Annotated in this window: 12 protein-coding genes; 6 read left to right on the plus strand and 6 right to left on the minus strand. The window is 72.3% G+C overall.

Annotation, left to right across the window (positions count from 1 at the left end; translation table 11 throughout):
• Window positions 1–29 precede the first annotated feature (29 nt).
• Window positions 30–1,151 carry a transaldolase gene (tal, locus tag K8556_RS05725; protein WP_223738992.1) on the minus strand — a complete coding sequence of 374 codons (1,122 nt, stop codon included), beginning with the start codon at window positions 1,149–1,151 and terminating at the stop codon, window positions 30–32.
• A gap of 207 nt (window positions 1,152–1,358) precedes the next feature.
• Here tal and K8556_RS05730 point away from each other — a divergent pair, with 207 nt between their 5' ends.
• Window positions 1,359–3,266, plus strand: coding sequence for a transketolase (locus tag K8556_RS05730; RefSeq protein WP_223738993.1), 1,908 nt, complete (start codon window positions 1,359–1,361; stop codon window positions 3,264–3,266).
• 15 nt (window positions 3,267–3,281) lie between these two features.
• Here K8556_RS05730 and K8556_RS05735 read toward each other — a convergent pair whose 3' ends face one another.
• Window positions 3,282–3,821: an ankyrin repeat domain-containing protein gene (locus tag K8556_RS05735; RefSeq protein WP_223738994.1), complete on the minus strand. Its 540-nt coding sequence runs from the start codon at window positions 3,819–3,821 to the stop codon at window positions 3,282–3,284.
• Between the two features lie 177 nt (window positions 3,822–3,998).
• Here K8556_RS05735 and K8556_RS05740 point away from each other — a divergent pair, with 177 nt between their 5' ends.
• Window positions 3,999–5,309 (plus strand): cytochrome-c peroxidase, encoded by a 1,311-nt coding sequence (locus K8556_RS05740; RefSeq protein WP_223738995.1) that lies wholly within the window; start codon window positions 3,999–4,001, stop codon window positions 5,307–5,309.
• A gap of 177 nt (window positions 5,310–5,486) precedes the next feature.
• On the plus strand, window positions 5,487–5,735 hold the full coding sequence (locus tag K8556_RS05745; RefSeq protein ID WP_223738996.1) for a hypothetical protein: 249 nt from the start codon (window positions 5,487–5,489) through the stop codon (window positions 5,733–5,735).
• Here the strand turns inward: K8556_RS05745 and rraA are convergent.
• Window positions 5,710–6,207, minus strand: a complete 498-nt coding sequence (gene rraA / locus K8556_RS05750; RefSeq protein ID WP_223738997.1) for a ribonuclease E activity regulator RraA — start codon at window positions 6,205–6,207, stop codon at window positions 5,710–5,712. The genes K8556_RS05745 and rraA overlap by 26 nt on opposite strands.
• Before the next feature lie 117 nt (window positions 6,208–6,324).
• Here rraA and K8556_RS05755 point away from each other — a divergent pair, with 117 nt between their 5' ends.
• Window positions 6,325–7,263 carry a hypothetical protein gene (locus K8556_RS05755; protein WP_223738998.1) on the plus strand — a complete coding sequence of 313 codons (939 nt, stop codon included), beginning with the start codon at window positions 6,325–6,327 and terminating at the stop codon, window positions 7,261–7,263.
• A 15-nt stretch (window positions 7,264–7,278) separates the two neighbouring features.
• Here K8556_RS05755 and K8556_RS05760 read toward each other — a convergent pair whose 3' ends face one another.
• The 3 genes from K8556_RS05760 to K8556_RS05770 form a co-directional block, all read right to left on the minus strand.
• Window positions 7,279–8,334 (minus strand): alcohol dehydrogenase catalytic domain-containing protein, encoded by a 1,056-nt coding sequence (locus K8556_RS05760; protein WP_223738999.1) that lies wholly within the window; start codon window positions 8,332–8,334, stop codon window positions 7,279–7,281.
• Window positions 8,335–8,353: 19 nt separating this feature from the next.
• Complete coding sequence (locus K8556_RS05765) at window positions 8,354–9,649, minus strand: universal stress protein (RefSeq protein ID WP_223739000.1); 1,296 nt, start codon at window positions 9,647–9,649, stop codon at window positions 8,354–8,356.
• A 99-nt stretch (window positions 9,650–9,748) separates the two neighbouring features.
• Entirely contained in the window at window positions 9,749–10,285 is a 537-nt protein-coding gene (locus tag K8556_RS05770; RefSeq protein ID WP_223739001.1) for a flavodoxin domain-containing protein, read from the minus strand.
• A 247-nt stretch (window positions 10,286–10,532) separates the two neighbouring features.
• Here K8556_RS05770 and K8556_RS05775 point away from each other — a divergent pair, with 247 nt between their 5' ends.
• On the plus strand, window positions 10,533–13,016 hold the full coding sequence (locus tag K8556_RS05775) for a cation-transporting P-type ATPase (protein WP_223739002.1): 2,484 nt from the start codon (window positions 10,533–10,535) through the stop codon (window positions 13,014–13,016).
• Complete coding sequence (locus K8556_RS05780; RefSeq protein ID WP_223739003.1) at window positions 13,013–15,832, plus strand: PAS domain S-box protein; 2,820 nt, start codon at window positions 13,013–13,015, stop codon at window positions 15,830–15,832. The genes K8556_RS05775 and K8556_RS05780 overlap by 4 nt, the downstream gene beginning before the upstream one ends.
• Window position 15,833: the final 1 nt, after the last annotated feature.

Consider the following 15,833-nt stretch of genomic DNA (forward strand, 5'->3'; position numbering starts at 1 on the left):
GCCGCCGCCTTGGACGTGGGCGTCCGGCCTCAGGTCTTCTTCAGTTTGTCGCCCACCGCGGCGAGGAGCTGGTCGAAGGACTCCGTGAACAGGCGGATGCCGTCGGTGGCCAGCTCGTCGGTGACCGTCTTCATGGAGATGCCGGCCGCCTCCAACTGGCGCATCGTCGCCTCGGCCGCCGGCAGGTCCTCCTCCAGGCTGGGGCGCACCTTGCCGTGGTCCCGGAACGCGTCGATGGTGGCGGGCGGCATGGTGTTCACCGTGTCGCGGCCGATGAGCTCCTCCACGTAGAGCACGTCGCGCAGCTTCGGGCTCTTGGTGCTGGTGCTCGCCCAGAGCACGCGCTGCACCTTCGCGCCCTTCGCCGCGAGCGCCTTCCAGCGCGCGCTCCCGAAGACCTCCTTGAAGGTGCGGTAGGCGAGCTTCGCGTTGGCGATGGCGACCTTGCCGCTCAGCCCCTCCATCGCCTTCTGCTGCTCCGGCGTGGCGCCCGCCTTGAGCTTCTTTTCCATCTCCTTGTCCACGATGGCGTCGATGCGGCTGACGAAGAACGACGCCACGCTCGCCACGCGGCTCACGTCCCCGCCGGACGCGGCGAGCTTCTCCAGGCCGGAGACGTAGGCCTCGGCGATCTGCTTGTAGCGCTCCTGGCTGAAGAGCAGCGTCACGTTGACGTTGATGCCCTCGGCGGTGAGCTGCTCGAAGGCCGGAAGGCCCGGCAGCGTGCCCGGCACCTTGATCATCACGTTGGGCCGCGCCAGCGTCTTCCACAGCCGGCGCGCCTCCTCCAGCGTGCCCTGCGTGTCCAGCGCCAGCCGGGGAGACACCTCCAGCGACGCGTAGCCGTCCTGGCCCTTCGTCGCGTCGTACACGGGCTTGAGGAGGTCCGCGGCGCCCTGCACGTCGCGCACCGCGAGCTGCTCGTAGAGGTCGTTGCCGGAGAGGCCCTGGCCCTTCGCCGCGTCGAAGAGGTCCTGGTAGTCGTCGCTGCCCGACACGGCCTTCTGGAAGATGGTCGGGTTGGAGGTGAGCCCCTTGAGCCCGTCCTCTTCGATGAACTTCTTCAGCGTGCCCTTCGTGATGTAGCTGCGCTGGAGGTTGTCCACCCAGACGGATTGGCCGAACTCGGCGAGCTGTCGCAGCGGATTCATGGATTCTCCCGGCGGGGGCGCGAGGCGCCCGGATGGCGTTTCTTCAAGATGCGCATGCCCTGTCGCCCACGTCCGGCCGGGCGGGCAGGCACTCGCGGATTCTGCCTGCGAACAGGGCCAGCGGGGGGCAGCGCTTCTCGGAAGCGGGGGCAGTCAACACACTAGCCAGGGCACACCCCTGGCCCCCCAAACCCGGGAGCGGAAGAGATGGCGGACACCTTGGCGGACCTCGCGGCGCAACTGCGCATCGACAGCATCCGCTGCACCACGGCGGCGGGCTCGGGCCATCCCAGTTCGTCCATGTCCGCGGCGGACATCATGGCCGTGCTGTTCCAGAAGTACCTGCGCTTCGACTTCCAGCAGCCGAAGGCCCCCAACAACGACCGCTTCGTGCTCTCCAAGGGCCACGCCTGCCCGGTCCTCTACTCCGCCTTCAAGGCGGCGGGCGCCATCGACGACAGGGAATTGCTCTCGCTGCGCAAGTTCGGCAGCCGGCTGGAGGGCCACCCGAACCCGCACGTGCTGCCGCTCGTGGACGTGGCCACCGGCTCGCTCGGGCAGGGGCTGGCGGTGGGCGTGGGGATGGCGCTCAGCGCGAGGATGGATGGGCTGCCCTTCCGCACCTACGTGCTCATGGGCGACAGCGAGACGGCGGAGGGCTCCGTGTGGGAGGCGTTCGACAAGGCCGGCCACTACGGGTTGGACAACCTGTGCGGCATCATCGACGTGAACCGCCTGGGGCAGAGCCGCGAGACGGAGCTGGGCTGGAACCTGGAGGCCTACGCGGCCCGCGTCCGCGCCTTCGGGTGGAACGCCGTCACGCTGGATGGCCACGACCTGGACGCCATCGACCGGGCCTTCGCCGAAGCCCAGGCGAAGAAGGGTCAGCCCACCTGCCTCATCTGCAGGACGGAGAAGGGGCGCGGCTCCTCGCTCATCGCCAATCATGACGGCTGGCACGGCAAGCCGCTGCCGGAGGACAAGGCGAAGGACGCCATCCGCGAGCTGGGCGGGGAGCGCCACGTCCGCATCCAGGTGAAGACGCCGGAGGCGCTGAAGGCCACCGTCCAGGACAAGGCCTCGCCGTTGCGGTTGCCCACGTACGAGGTCGGCCAGAAGGAGGCCACGCGCAAGGCGTATGGCGACGCGCTCCTGGCGCTGGGCAACGCCCGGCCGGACGTGGTGGCGCTGGACGCGGAGGTGTCCAACTCCACGTACGCGAGCGAGTTCCAGAAGGCGCACCCGAAGCGCTACTTCGAGATGTTCATCGCGGAGCAGAACATGGTGTCCAGCGCGGTGGGCATGGCGGTGCTGGGCAAGAGGGCCTTCGTCAGCACCTTCGCGGCCTTCCTGTCACGCGCCTATGATCAGGTGCGCATGGCGGCCATCTCCAACGCCACGGTGCACCTGTGCGGCAGCCACGCGGGCGTGTCCATTGGCGAGGACGGCCCGTCGCAGATGGCGCTGGAGGACCTGGCGATGATGCGCGCGGTGGGCGGCAGCACGGTGCTCTACCCGAGCGACGCGAACCAGACCGCGAAGCTGCTGGCGCAGGTGCTGGAGCGTCAGGGCATCACCTACCTGCGCAGCACGCGTGAGAAGACGCCGGTGCTCTACCCCGCGACGGAGGAGTTCCCCATTGGGGGCAGCAAGGTGGTGCGCCAGTCCGGCCAGGACGTGGCGACGGTGGTGGCCGCCGGCATCACGCTGCACGAGGCGCTCAAGGCGTATGAGGCGCTGAAGGAGGACGGCGTCCCGGTGCGCGTCATCGACCTCTACTCGGTGAAGCCGGTGGACGCGAAGACGCTGCGCAAGGCCGCGCGTGAGACGCAGGGGCGGCTCGTGGTGGTGGAGGACCACTGGGCGGAAGGGGGGCTGGCGGACGCGGTGCTGGAGTCCTTCACCGGCGAGCGCGAGCGGCTGCCCACGGTGGTGCGGCTCGCGGTGACGAAGATGCCCGGCTCCGGCAAGCCCGCGGAGCTGTTGAACGCCGCGGGCATCGACGCGGAGCACATCGTGGAGGCCGTCACCTCGCTGGTGGAGGCGGAGGCGGCCCGGGGCGGGGACGGCCGGGGCAGGCCGTCCGAGGACGCCTGGGGCCACACGAACGCGTAGCCCCGGGTGTCTTTGTCAGGGCTTCGGATCCAGCCGGGCGGCCGCGCGCGCCGCGCCCATGGACCGCGCGTAGTCCAGCGCGGTGCGCCTGTCCGCGTCCCGGATCCTGTGGTCCGCGCCGTGCTGGATGAGCAGCTCCATCATCTCCACCTTGTCGAACATGGCCGCGAACATCAGCGGCGTGCGGCCATCCGGGCCCGCGCCGTCCACGTTCGCGCCCGCCTCCAGGAGCACCGAGGCGATGGCCTCGTTGCCCTTGAAGGCCGCGCCGGCCAGCGGCGTCTGGCCCGCGTCGTTGGGCTGCTCGGGGTCCGACCCGCGCTCCAGCAGCAGCCGGGTCGCCTCCACGTGGCCGTGGTAGCTGGCCAGCATCAGCAGGGAGTCCCCCCGCTCGTTGCGCACCCCCACGGGGAGCCCGGCGTCGAGCATCTCCGCCAGCTTCCGCGCGTCCCCCGTGCGGACCACCGCGAAGGCGCTCCGCACGAAGTCCAGCACGGCGGCGTCGTCGGCATTCGAAGGCGGAGCAGGATTCTTGGGGTCGTCCGTGGAGCTCATGGTCGCGTTCCTATGCCTTTTCAACTCCCAAGGGCAATCCCATCCATGGAATCCGACAGCCGCCCGCGCTTCCGGCCCATGGCCGGGGTCCGGTGGCGACGGCACCCTGGCCGCCACTCCCGCTCCGAGGTGCTGGAAATGCATGGGTCACGGTCATGGTGGAGGTTGTTCCTGCTGATGACGCTGGGAGGGTCGCTGGCGTGTGAAGTCGCTCCGGCCCCGGGGATGTTGTCATTGAATTCTCCCGCGAGCGCAGACACGGGAGAGTCGAAGCCGCCGGAGACGGCCGAGTCCCTCCAGGCCTCGGCCATCTTCGAGGCCACGTTGCGCGAGGAGGCCTCGTCGGGGCCCGGAGGGCTGAAGCCGGTGGAGCGGCTCGGCAAGCTGCTCTTCTTCGACCGCCGGCTCTCCGAGCCCATGGGCCAGGCCTGCGCCGTCTGTCATGGCCCCGAGGTGGGCTGGACGGGCCCCAGCCTGCTCATCAACCTCACCGGCTCTGTCTATGAAGGCGCCGTGCGGGGGCGCTTCGGCAATCGCAAGCCGCCCTCGTCCGCCTATGCCACGCAGGCCCCCATCCTCCACCGGGTGACGCCAGGACAGGCCGACTTCGTGGGCGGCAACTTCTGGGACGGCCGCGCCACGGGCGAGGAGCTGGGCAACCCCGCCGCGGACCAGGCGCAGGGCCCCTTCCTGAACCCCGTGGAGCAGAACAACCCCAGCGAGGCCGCGGTGGTGGCCAAGGTCTGCGGCGGCCCGTACGGCGACCTCTTCCGCGCCGTCTGGGGCGCCCGCATCTGCGCGGACGTGCCGCGCGCGTATGACAACATCGCGAGGTCCATCGCCGCGTACGAGGGCTCTCGCGAGGTGAACGCCTTCTCCTCGAAGTACGACGCATTCCTCGCCGGCCGCGCGCGGCTCTCCTCCCAGGAGCAGTGGGGCCTCAAGCTCTTCGAGGGCAAGGCCCGGTGCGACACCTGCCACACGAGCCAGCGCGGCCCGAATGGCGAGCCGCCGCTCTTCACCGACTACACCTTCGACAACCTGGGCGTTCCGCGCAACCTGCTCAACCCCTGGTACTGGCAGCTCCAGTTCAACCCGGACGGGCCCTTCTGGATCGACACCGGCCTGGGGGGCTTCCTCCAGACGCGCCAGGATTATGCGTCCTCCGCGCGCGACAACCTGGGCAAGGTCAAGGTCCCCACCCTGCGCAACGTGGACAAGCGCCCCTACCCTGGCTTCACCAAGGCCTATGGCCACAACGGCTACTTCAAGAGCCTGGAGTCCATCGTCCACTTCTACAACACGCGTGACGTGCTGCCGGTCTGCACGGGCAGCGCGTCCGGGACGCCGGGCGTGGACTGCTGGCCCCTGCCGGAGGTGGGGCTGAACATCAACACGCGGACGGTGGGCAACCTGGGCCTGTCACCCCAGGAGGAGCAGGCCATCGTCGCCTTCATGCGCACGCTCTCGGACGGCTACTCCCCGTGACAGGGGAGGCTCAGGGCTGAGGCTCCAGCCGGGTGGCTGACCGCCACGCGCCAAGCGCCCGCGCGGAGTCCACCGCGGTGCGCCGTCCACGTTCGCGCCCGCGTCCAGGAGCACCGTGGCGATGGCCTCGTTGCCCTTGAAGGCCGCGCCGGCCAGCGGTGTCTGGCCGGCGTCGTTGTGCGGCTGAGCGACCTGGATGAAGAGGACGAGTTGCTGCTGGAGGACGGGCACTGCTTCCACAGCCAGACCCTGGCCCTGTGCACGCGCGTGGGGGCGCGCCGCCGGGCGCCCGGGCCGACGCTCGCGCTGGCGTGGCGTCCGGGGCATCCCCGGGCGGAAGCGCTGCGCACCATCGCGGGGACGCTGCGCTCCGTGTGGCCCGGGACGGGGAGGGGAAAGGTCAGCGCAGGGCCTTCTCCGAAGTGACGATGCCGTCCGCGTCCGCGTAGAGGTGATGGCCCGGGGTGAAGGTGACGCCGGCGAAGCGCACCTCCACGTCGCGTTGGCCCTCGTTGCGCTTGCCGCTCTTGAGCGGGTGGGTGCCCAGCGCCTTCACGCCGATGTCGGTGCGGCCCACCTCCTCCGCGTCGCGGATGCAGCCATGGACGACCACGCCCGCCCAGCCGTTCTTCTGCCCCAGGGCCGCGAGCACGTCACCCACGAGCGCGCAGCGGCGGCTGCCGCCGCCATCCACCACCAGCACGCGGCCCAGGCCGGGTTCCTCCAATGCCTTGCGCACGAGGGAGTTGTCCTCCGGCGCGCGCACGGTGCTGATGGGGCCAAAGAAGCTCCTGCGCCCGCCGTAGTCCAGGAAGCCCGGCTCCGCGACCTGGAAGCGTGGAGTTCCCGCGTGGGCGTCACAGAGGTCCGCCGTCTTGAGGTCAGGGGTGTCGCTCATGAACCACAGGATGCACGCGCCGGCTGGAAATGGCTGTGATTGTGAGCGCGGGTCTGTCTGTCTTGACCTTGCGTTGTTCAGAATCCTATCGTCGGCGCCTTTCCGAGGGGGAAGTCCATGCACATGCTGAAGTGGTTCGTGGGCGCGCTCGCGTTGCTGGCGCTCGCGTGTGGTGAGGTGTCTGAACCGTCCACGCCGGTGGTTCGCGACGGCGAGGGATTGCTGGAGCTGCCGCTGGTGTCGACGTCGGCCGGACGGACCTACAGGCTGGTGGGGGCGACGTTCGACATCACCGGGCCGCAGAACGCGACCATCACGGACACGACCGCGGAGACGGTGCTCCTGCCGCTCATGGCCGGGACGTACACCCTCCAGATGAATGGCGACTGGCACGTGGAGCGCACGGATGCGCCGGGCGTCACGGTGCCGGTCACGCTGGTGTCACCAAACCCCATGTCGTTCACCCTGACCGAGGGCGAGACGCGCCCGGTGCGCTTCCTGTTCAAGGTGCCGGGCGATGGCACCGTCGACGTGGGCATTGGCGTGGACACCGGGGGTTGGATCTCCGGAACCATCCACTTCGACTCCCGTCCGCCGCCTCCGCCCGGGAGCCCTCCGGACGTCTTCGCGGATGTGGGCGGGCGGCAGATCCCCTACGTCATCAGCTATGAGTCGGCGACGGTGACGCGGACGCTGGACTACGGCTCCTACCTCACCACCATCCAGACCTCGCCCGTCACCGTCCAGTTCGGCGGCGCGACCGGCGCGGCCTTCCAGCAGCAGGTGGTCTCCGCGCTCCAGGGCCGGACGCTGACCTTCAGCATCAGCTCCGACGGCTCGCCCACCACCTACGTGAGCGCGCTCATCGTGGAGAACATGGAGCGGGGCGTCCGCTTCGAGCTCATGCTGAACACGCCGCTCGCCTCGGGCGTGGACGCGAACGGCTACGCCATCCTGCGGCCCACGGACTTCACCGGAGGGTTCGCCGAGCTCCGCGCGGCCAACTCCGGGAGCGTCAATGGGCTGATGCTCGGCGGCACGCTCGCGCCGCGGTAGCACCCGCCGGCGTGCTCAAGGCCGGATGGCGACCTTGAGCACGCCGTCCTTGCGCTGGCTGAACAGCTCGTACGCCTCCCGGATGTCCTTGAGCTGGAAGCGGTGCGTGAAGAGCGGCGTGAGGTCCACGCGCTTCGCGCGCACCACCTCCATCAGGCGCCGCATGCGCTCCTTGCCGCCCGGGCAGAGCGTGGTGACGATGCGGTGGTCCCCCAGCCCCGCCGCGAAGGCGTCGTAGGGCACCTGGAGCTTCCCGGAGTAGATGCCCAGGCTGGACAGCGTGCCGCCGGGGTTGAGCGTGCGCAGCGCGCTCTCGAAGGTCTGCTGCGTGCCCAGCGCCTCGATGGCCACGTCCGCGCCGCCGCCGGTCAGCCGCTTCACCTCCGCCACCACGTCCTGGCCGCGGATATCAATCACCGCGTCCGCGCCCAGCTTGCGCGCCATGGACAGGCGCGTGTCGTCCCCGTCCACGCCAATCACCAGCGACGCGCCCATGAGCCGCGCCCCCACGGTGGCGCACAGGCCGATGGGCCCCTGCGCGAACACCACCACCGCGTCCCCCATCTTCACGCCGCCGGACTCCGCGCCGCTGAAGCCCGTGGACGCGATGTCCGCCAGGAGCAGCACCTGCTCGTCCTTCAGCTCGTCCGGGATGGGCGCCAGGTTCGCCTGCGCGAAGGGCACGCGCGCGTACTCCGCCTGCACGCCGTTCATCGTGTTGCCCAGCCGCCAGCCGCCCAGGGCCTCCAGGCCCTCGCCGTGGCCGCACTGGGACGCGTGCCCGGAGAGGCAGCCCCGGCACTGGCCGCACGGCGTGATGGCGCCCACCAGCACGCGCTGCCCCACCTGGTAGCCCGTCACGCCCGGGCCCAGCTCGTCGATGACGCCCACCATCTCGTGGCCCACCGTGAGGCCCGGCTTCACCGGGTACTCGCCGCGCAGGATGTGCACGTCGGTGCCGCAGATGGTGGTGAGCGTCACCCGGACGATGGCCTCGCCCACCCCCGCCTTCGGCCGCTCCACCTCCTCCACGGCCAGCTTCTGGGGGCCTCGGAACACGGCTGCCTTCATGTCTCACCTCGTCTGTCTTTCAGGCGCGCGGCATGCGCACCGTCACCGCGGGCCGGTCACTGCGGGCCATCACCTGCTGCGCCACCGAGCCCAGCACCATCCGGCTCACGCCCGTGCGGCCGTGGGTGCCCAGGCACACCAGGTCCACGCAGTGGCGCTCGGCCGCCTGGGTGATGACCGCCGCCACGTCGTCGCCCTTGAGCACCGACAGCTCGACCTTGTGGTTGCCGTCGTGCTCCGGGGCCGGCACGCGCAGCGCCAGTTGATGCCGCGCCGCCTGGAGCTCCTCGGGCGTCGCCTCCTCCGGCTCCACGTGCAGCAGGTGCACCGTGCCGCCCGGGGGCGTGATGGCGAAGGCGTAGGCGATGGCGCGGTCGCCGGCCTCACCGAAGTCCGTCGTGGCGAGCACCGTGCGCACCCGGGGCGGCTCCTGCTCCAGCGCCTGCTCCGTCGCGGGCACCGGCACGCTGACCACCGACATGGGCGCCAGCCTCCGCGCGGACTGGGACACGCTCCACAGCTTCGCGAGCGCCCTGCGCTGGTGCGTGCCCACCACCAGCAGGTCCACCTGCTCCTCCGTGGCCAGGGCGATGAGGTGGTCCGCGATGCGGCCCAGCCCCGGCTCCAGCCGCGAGCGCACCGGCATGCCCGCGGCGCGCAGGGGCTCCAGCAACGAGTCCGACTCGCGCTCCAGCGCCTCCCGCAGCTCCGGGGACATGTCCTTGTAGCTGTGCGGATGCACCAGGCCCAGCCGCTCCGCCTCGCTCCCCACCCAGACGATGCGGCCCCCCACGACCTCCAGCGGCCCGACCTTCGCGAGCTGCTTCACCCACTCGCGGGCGACCTCGAAGGGCCTGGAGCGGTCCACGCCCAGCATGACCCGCAGGGGGCGCTCGCCGCGCGCCCAGGCCTCCAGGCCCGCACCCTCGCGGACCACCAGCAAGGGGACCTCCAGCACCTGGGCCATCCGGTCGAGCGTGCCCCCCAGGCCCCGGAAGGGCGTGTCCACGCGCGGCGTCCCGGCCACCACCCACTGGAAGCCGCGCTTCGCCACCAGCTTGCGCAGCTCCTCTTCCGGCTCGCCCGTGAGGAGCACTGAGTCGACCTGGAGGTCGGAGCCCCGCAGCCGGTCGCACTCGTCGCGCAGCGTGGACCGGGCCGTCTCGCAGATGGCGTCCCCGAAGGTCCGCACCAGGTTGCCGGTCAGGACGTGCACGATGCAGAGGGGGACCTTCATCCGCCGTGCGAGCAGCGCCGCCGTGTCACAGGCGCGCCGGGCGTCATCCGAGAAGTTGGTCGCGCAGGCGATGGTCATGGCCTCTCCTTGCAGTCGCCCCTCCAAGCTAGTCACCTCGCAAGCGAGGGAGGCCCACGCGCAGGCAGCGGACGCGGCGCACGTCAGGAGGCTCCGCCGTCATCGCGGTGACTCCTCGCCCATGGACTCGAAGGCGCCCAGCGGCCGCGCGGCCTCCCGCAGCTCCGCGGCCACGCTCCGCGCCCACCGGGCGATCCGCTCGGGGTCCCGCCAGTCCCCCGAGTGCTCGCGTGCCATGGACCGGGCGATGAAGCCCCGGGCGTCGCGCTCCAGTCTTCCTCCAAACGTCGCGTGGCCCCGCGCGCCCACCTGCTCCATGAGCGCCTGGACCTGGTGCGTGGGCGGGATGCGCTCCCGCGACGCCGAGTCGTCGAGCGGTCCGCTGGAGAAGAACCACACGGGCCGCTCGCGCAGCTCGTGGAGGTGCCGGTGCACGAAGCGCCGGGCCTGCCGGTGCCAGCGGTTGGCGTAGAGCCCGCCTCCGACGATGACGGCGTCGTAGGCGCGCACGGAGTCGACGGCCTCCGGCGGTGTCGTCTCCGCGTCGAAGCCCTCGTCCCGCAGGACCCGGGCGAGCAGGCCGGCGATCTCCCGGGTCCCGCCCAGCTTGCTTCCAGAGGTGATGAGGATCCGCATCCGTGCCCTCCCGCATGAGTCCACCCTGATGCGTGGAGCGGCCGGAGCGCGGGCGCAAGGAGGCCGCGGCCAGGCGTCCCTCCCGGCGGCACGGCCCGTCCGCGGCTTCGCGACGTGCCGCCCGTATCCCAAGGGGCTCACGGGGGACCGGACGCGTTGCCGACGCCCGTTCAGGACCCCAGCTTCTTCCGGGGGCGTCATGCGAGTCCTGGTTCCAGTCGATCGCCTGCCTCAGGGCTGGGAAGACGTGCGTGGCCTGGGGGCGGATGAAGTGTTGGCGCGCCGCGTGCGCTACGGCCGCAACGACGTGCGGGGCCGGCCTCCCCGCTCCGCGCTCCAGAGCGTGCGCGAGGCCGCGAGCGACCCGATGCTCTGGTTCCTCGTGGGCACGAGCGCCCTCTACTTCGCCCTGGGCGAGCAGGTGAATGGCGCGGTGATGCTGCTGGCCCTGGTGCCGTTGCTGGGCATGGACGTCTACCTGCACCACCGGACCCAGGCCTCCACCGAGGGCCTGCGCGGACGCCTGGCCGAGCGCGCCACGGTGTCTCGCGACGGCCATGAGGTGGAGGTGCCGGCGGAGGACGTGGTGCCCGGAGACCTGATGCGCGTGGAAGCAGGCGGCACGTTCCCCGCGGATGGGCTGGTCGTGCGGGGGCAGGGCCTGCAGGCCGAGGAGTCCTCGCTCACCGGCGAGTCGCTGCCCGTGCGCAAGCGGCCGTTGGAGCGCCTCCCGCCCGGCTCGGAGCCGCCGGTGGACTCGGTGCACTGGGGGCTCGCGGGAACGCGGCTGCTCACCGGGACGGCCTGGGTGCGCGTCGTCTCCACCGGTCAGGAGACGCTCTACGGGAGCATCATCCGCTCGGCGGGGCAGGAGGGGCGGGCGCGGACGCCGCTCCAGCACGCGGTGGCGCACCTGGTGGCGGTGCTGGTGGGCGTGGCCGCGTCGCTCTGCGTGGTGCTGGCGCTCGTCCGCCTGCGCCAGGGGTTCGGGTGGCTGGACGCGCTCCTGAGCGCGGCGACGCTCGGCGTGGCGGCGCTGCCCGAGGAGTTCCCGGTGGCCCTCACGTTCTTCCTGGGCGCGGGGGTGTACCGCCTGGCCCGGCGGCAGGCGCTGGTGCGCCAGGCCATCTCCGTGGAGAACATCGGCCGCGTGAGCTGCGTGTGCTCGGACAAGACGGGCACGCTGACGGAGGGGCTCCTGCGGGTGGCCCGGCTGCTGCCTGCCCCCGGGACCTCGCCCCAGGCGCTGCTGCGGACCGCGGTGCTGGCGTCTCGGGAGGAGGGGAAGGATCCGCTGGACGTGGCGCTGTTGGAGGCGGGCGCGCGGGACCTGCCGGAGCTGCCCGCTCCCACCCGCGAGGCCACCTTCCCCTTCACCGAGGAGCGCCAGCGCGAGACGGCGGTGGTGCGGCAGGGCGCGGGGACGCTGCTCGCCGCGGTGAAGGGCGCGCCGGAGCGGGTGCTGGACCTGTGCGCGTTGTCCGAGGACGCCCGGCGGGAGTGGGCGCTTCGCGTGGACGCGCTCGCGCGCGAGGGCCACAAGGTCATCGCGTGCGCGAGCCGGACGCTGGACGCGGCGCACTGGCATGGCGGTGAGCCGGACCGGGGCTTCGACTTCGTGGGGCTCGTGGGGTGCGAGGACCCGGTGCGCGCGGGCGTGGAGGAGGCGGTGCGGGAGTGCCGCGACGCGGGGCTGCGCACGGTGATGGTGACCGGCGACCACCCCCGGACGGCGCTCGCGGTCGCAAGGCGGCTGGGGCTGGGAGGCGAACACCCGGTGGTGCTCACGGGAGAGGCCCTGGTGGCGCGGCTGGACGACACGGGGAGGGTGCCCCCCGTGGACGTGGTGGCGCGCGCGCTGCCCGCCCAGAAGTACGCGCTGGTGAAGGCGCTCCGGAGACAGGGCGAGGTGGTGGCCGCCACGGGGGACGGGGTGAACGACGTGCCGGCGCTCCAGGTCGCGGACGTGGGCATCGCCATGGGGGAGCGGGGGACGCGCAGCGCCCGCGAGGCGTCCTCCATCGTGCTGCTCAACGACGACTTCGGCACGCTGGTGCGCGCCATCGCGGAGGGCCGCCAGCTCTTCTCCAACCTCCAGCGCTGCTTCCTCTACCTGCTGCTCATCCACATCCCGCTGGTGGGCACGGCGGCGCTGGTGCCGCTCTGGGGCAAGCCGCTGCTGTACCTGCCCATCCACATCGTGTGGCTGGAGCTCATCATCCACCCCACCGCGATGCTGGCCTTCCAGGCGGCCGCGCGGCCCGGGCGGCTCACCCCGCTGCGCGCGAGGCCCGCGGCGCGCTTCTTCTCCTGGCGGGAGTGGACCCTGCTCACGGCGGTGGGCGTGCTGTTGGCGTGCGGGCTCGTCTGGGCCTTCGCGCGGTGCCTGTCGGAGGGCAACGACATCGAGCGCGCGCGGGCGGTGGCGATGGCCACGCTCACGCTGGCGAGCGCCACCTTCGCGGCCGTGCTCACCCGGCTGCGGACCCGCACCGCGCGGTGGGTCTGCGGCCTGTCGCTGGGGCTCTCCGTGCTGCTCATCCAGGTGCCCGCGCTGGCCGCGCTCGTGGGGCTGCACCCGCCCGGTGCTCGCGACTGGGGCCGGGTCCTCGTCGCCGTCACCGCCGCGCTGGTGCCCCTGCTCGTCGCGGGGCCGCGCGCGCGGGGCGGCCTGCTCCGGGGCCACCGGTGGCGCACCGGCCGGCGCACACCGGCCCCGGGGGCCTCATGACGAGTCCGCCTCCCGTCACCCCGCCCCTGTTCTGGCGGGGGCTCGCGAAGGTCGCCACCGTGGCGAGCGCGTCCTCGCTCCTGGCGGGCGCGCTCCTGGTGGGGGGCCAGGCCCTGTCGTCCTCCACGGGCCCGGGCCGTCCTCCTCCCTGGGACGGCTGGGGCCTGATGTTCGCGGGAGGCGCGCTCTGGCTGCTCCACTCCCAGGAGGCGCGTGGCGCGCGGCGCGCGGTGGGGCGGGTGCTGGCGGCCGGGGTCGTGGTCCTGGGCGTCGCGGAGCTCACCCGGGGCAACCCGGGGGGCGGGCTGGGCCTGCTGTTCACGGGGCTGTCGCTCGGGACGTTGCACCTGCGCACGCGCCAGGGGGGGTACCCCGCGCGGTGGCTGGCCACGTGCGCCGCGCTGCTCGCGGTGTGGGGCCTCGTCGGAGGGCTGTACCAGGGGCACTGGTTCGGGTTGCCCCCCCTGAACACCGTGACGGGGGTCTCCAGGGCGCCGGGACTCCTCCTGTCGCTGGCCCTGCTGCTGCTGTCGGGAGGGCTGCTCTCGCTCCACCCGGACCGCGGGCTGACGGGCGTGCTGCTGCGCGAGGACTTCGGGGGCCACTCGGCGCGGCGGCTGCTGCTCGCGGTCCTGCTGGTCGTGCCCGCGGCGGGCGCCGTCCGGCTCCTGGGGGAGCGGCTGGGGCTCTACGGCACCACCGAGGGCATCACGCTCTTCGTGCTCCTGACGATGGCGGCCTTCCTCGCCGTGGTCCTCTGGAACGCGAACGCCCTCTCCCGGCTGGACGCGAGCCGGCGGGGGGTGGAGCAGTCGCTGCGGCTGTCGGAGGCGCGCTTCGGGGGCATCGTCACCCACGCCGCGGACGCCATCATCTCCATCGACGCGGAGCAGCGCATCGTCCTGTTCAACGCGAGCGCGGAGCGCATCTTCGGCTACTCCGCGCGAGCGGTCCTGGGCCAGCCGCTGGACATCCTCCTCCCGGAGAACCTCCGGGCCGTCCATCGGGAGCACGTGCGACGCTTCGTGCAGGGCGCGGCGATGTCCCGGCACATGGGTGAGCGGCTGCCCATCCTCGGGCAGCGCCGCGGCGGAGAGTCCTTCCCGGCGGAGGCCAGCATCATGAAGCTGGACGTGGAGGGCACGCTGTGGCTCACCGTCATCCTCCGGGACATCAGCGCGCGGCGGAAGGCGGAGGACCTGCTGCGCCTGAGCGAGGAGCGCTTCCGCACCGCGTTCGAGGGCGCGCCCGTCGGCATGGCGCTGGTGGGGCTGGATGGCCGCTTCCTCCACGTGAACGCGGCGCTCTGCGACCTGGTGGGCTACTCGCGGGAGGAGATGCTCCACCGGTCGTTCCAGGACCTCACCGCGCCGGAGGACCTGGCGCTGGACGTGGAGTACGCCAAGCGGATGCGCCAGGGGGAGCTGTCCTCCTTCCAGCGGGAGAAGCACTACGTGCGCAAGGACGGCCGCCGCATCGCCATCCTCATCTGGAGCGCGGTCGTGTGTGACGCGCGGGGCGTGCCGCTCCACTTCATCTCGCAGATGCAGGACATCACGGAGCGCCAGGAGCTGGAGCAGGCCTCGCGCTTCCTGGCGGACGTGGGGCCGCGGCTCGCGGCGTCGCTGTCATCCCGCACGACGCTGGCCACGGTGGCGTCGCTCGCCGTGCCGGCGCTGGCGGACTGGTGCGTGGTGGCCTGCCTGGACGCGAGCGGGCGCGTCCACCGGACCGCGCACGCGGCCATGGACGCGCGCACGGCGGAGCGGCTGCGGGCGCTGGACGCGGCGCACGGGCCGGAGTCCCTCTTGCCGGCCCCGCTCATCGCCTCCGTGCAGCGCACGGGGAGGACCCTGCTGCTGGCGGAGGTGCCGCCCGGGATGTTCGACGCGGCCGCGGTGGACGCCGGGCACCGGGAGCCGCTGCCGCTGCGCTCGGTCCTCATCGTGCCGCTGCGCAGCCGGGAGCGGAACCTGGGCGTCATCCTGTTCGCGATGTCCGGGGAAGGGCGCCGCTACGGAGCCCGGGAGCAGGCCCAGGCGGAGGAGCTCGCCCGGCGCGCGGCGCTCGCCATCGACAACGCCGGCCTCTTCGAGCGGGCCGAGCAGGCCATTGGCATGCGCGAGGAGGTCCTGCGCATCGTGGCGCACGACCTGCGCGCGCCGCTCAACGTCATCCAGCTCAGCGCGACCATGCTGGAGAAGCACCTGCCTCCAGGCGACCGCGCCCGGCCGCGCCTGGAGACCCTCCAGAAGTCGGTCCAGCGGGCGAACCGGCTCATCCAGGACCTGCTGGACGTGGCCCGGATGGAAGGCGGGAGCCTGACGGTGGAGCGCGCGCCGCTGGAGGTGGCGCCGCTCATCCAGGACGCCCTGGAGCAGCACCGGGGGCTCGCGGAGTCCAGGTCGCTGAGCCTCCAGGCGCATGTGCCGGAGGGCGTGCCCCGCGTCCTGGCGGATCCGCAGCGGCTGTCGCAGATCCTCTCCAACCTGCTGGGCAACGCGCTCAAGTTCACGCCCGAGGGCGGCCGGGTGCTCCTGCGCGTCCAGCCGGAGGCGGGCCAGGTGCGCTTCCTGGTGAGCGACACGGGCCCCGGCATCGCGGCGGAGGACCGGCCGCGCATCTTCGAGCGCTTCTGGCAGGCCGGGCCGAAGCGCAAGGAGGGCGCGGGGCTGGGGCTCGCCATCGTGAAGGGGCTGGTGGAGGCCCACGGCGGCCAGGTCGGCGTGGACAGCGCGCCCGGCGTGGGCAGCACGTTCTTCTTCACGCTGCCCCTGGCGGAGGGCGCGGAGGCGCACGCCGGGACGTACGCCTGAG

Source organism: Corallococcus sp. AS-1-12 (assembly GCF_020036995.1).
Taxonomy (GTDB): Bacteria; Myxococcota; Myxococcia; order Myxococcales; family Myxococcaceae; genus Corallococcus.

What these genes read in the sequence shown, in the direction of transcription:
- rraA (WP_223738997.1), bottom strand. Translation starts at nt 6,207, where the DNA reads ATGAGCGACACCCCTGACCTCAAGACGGCGGACCTCTGTGACGCCCAC.
- K8556_RS05765 (WP_223739000.1), bottom strand. Translation starts at nt 9,649, where the DNA reads ATGACCATCGCCTGCGCGACCAACTTCTCGGATGACGCCCGGCGCGCC.
- K8556_RS05730 (WP_223738993.1), top strand. Translation starts at nt 1,359, where the DNA reads ATGGCGGACACCTTGGCGGACCTCGCGGCGCAACTGCGCATCGACAGC.
- K8556_RS05735 (WP_223738994.1), bottom strand. Translation starts at nt 3,821, where the DNA reads ATGAGCTCCACGGACGACCCCAAGAATCCTGCTCCGCCTTCGAATGCC.
- K8556_RS05780 (WP_223739003.1), top strand. Translation starts at nt 13,013, where the DNA reads ATGACGAGTCCGCCTCCCGTCACCCCGCCCCTGTTCTGGCGGGGGCTC.
- K8556_RS05770 (WP_223739001.1), bottom strand. Translation starts at nt 10,285, where the DNA reads ATGCGGATCCTCATCACCTCTGGAAGCAAGCTGGGCGGGACCCGGGAG.
- K8556_RS05740 (WP_223738995.1), top strand. Translation starts at nt 3,999, where the DNA reads ATGACGCTGGGAGGGTCGCTGGCGTGTGAAGTCGCTCCGGCCCCGGGG.
- K8556_RS05755 (WP_223738998.1), top strand. Translation starts at nt 6,325, where the DNA reads ATGCACATGCTGAAGTGGTTCGTGGGCGCGCTCGCGTTGCTGGCGCTC.
- tal (WP_223738992.1), bottom strand. Translation starts at nt 1,151, where the DNA reads ATGAATCCGCTGCGACAGCTCGCCGAGTTCGGCCAATCCGTCTGGGTG.
- K8556_RS05760 (WP_223738999.1), bottom strand. Translation starts at nt 8,334, where the DNA reads ATGAAGGCAGCCGTGTTCCGAGGCCCCCAGAAGCTGGCCGTGGAGGAG.